We start from the raw sequence: 983 nt of genomic DNA, 5'->3' as shown, positions 1-983 counted from the left end.
CCACAAATTGATGCGCCACTCATTGCTGATATGTCTTCTTGCATTTTGTCACAGCCAATCGATGTAGCTAAGTTTGGGATGATTTATGCGGGTGCACAAAAAAACATCGGTCCAGCAGGACTGATCATTGTGATTATTCGTGACGATTTATTGGGGCAGGCAAGTGAGTGGTGCCCACTGCTCATGAACTATGAGCATCAAGCTGAAAAAGAATCCATGTCAAACACACCAGCGACGTACTCTTGGTACTTGGCAGGATTGGTGTTTGATTGGTTAGAAGAGCAGGGCGGCGTTGCTGCTATCGGTAAAATCAATCAGCAAAAAGCAGATTTACTCTATAAAACCATTGATGACAGCAGTTTTTATAACAATCCAGTTGCGCCTGAATATCGCTCTATCATGAATGTGCCGTTTACGTTAGCAGACGATAGCCTTGATAAAGTGTTCTTAGAAGAATCAGAAGCCGCAGGCTTAATGAACTTAAAAGGTCACCGTGATGTGGGCGGTATGCGTGCCAGCATCTATAATGCAGTGTCGCTAGATTGGGTGCAGCAATTGGTTGACTTTATGATTGCATTTGAAAAAAAGCACGCTTAACCAAGCTAACAAACTATAGGTCTTAAGTTTTTGATACTAGGTTAATACTAAAAGAAGAGCGCAACTGATAACGGTTGCGTTTTTTTGTTATATACCCCACTCTAAACACTTTAAATATGTTGGCATAGGCTGGGTTGAAAACCCAGCCTATGAAAGTTCATGCTAAGTTGAGAGTCAGATGTTATCTATAGGCTTTATGGATTTAATAATAAGCCAGTTGTCATACTTAACACTGCAAACCATTAGGTTAAAAAACTGAAGTTTGTTATGATAAAATTTTGTGGCATGCTTGTTTTGTAGTCAGGGCTTAAATTTTTGTTAGTCAAATTGATTGAGTTTAGAGGGTAGTTACAAAGTCATGATGATAAAAAATGCCATGCTAAAAG

General features: G+C 39.5%; 1 protein-coding gene. It reads left to right on the top strand.

Features of this window, described 5'->3' with window-relative positions; genetic code table 11:
- Positions 1-597, top strand: a 597-nt coding sequence (gene serC, locus ACS8FD_RS17170; RefSeq protein WP_439276737.1) for a 3-phosphoserine/phosphohydroxythreonine transaminase, incomplete at its 5' end; no start/stop codon positions are given.
- Positions 598-983: the final 386 nt, after the last annotated feature.

Source organism: Psychrobacter sp. 1U2 (genome assembly GCF_051847575.1).
This window is presented reverse-complemented; position numbering and strand designations above follow the sequence as displayed.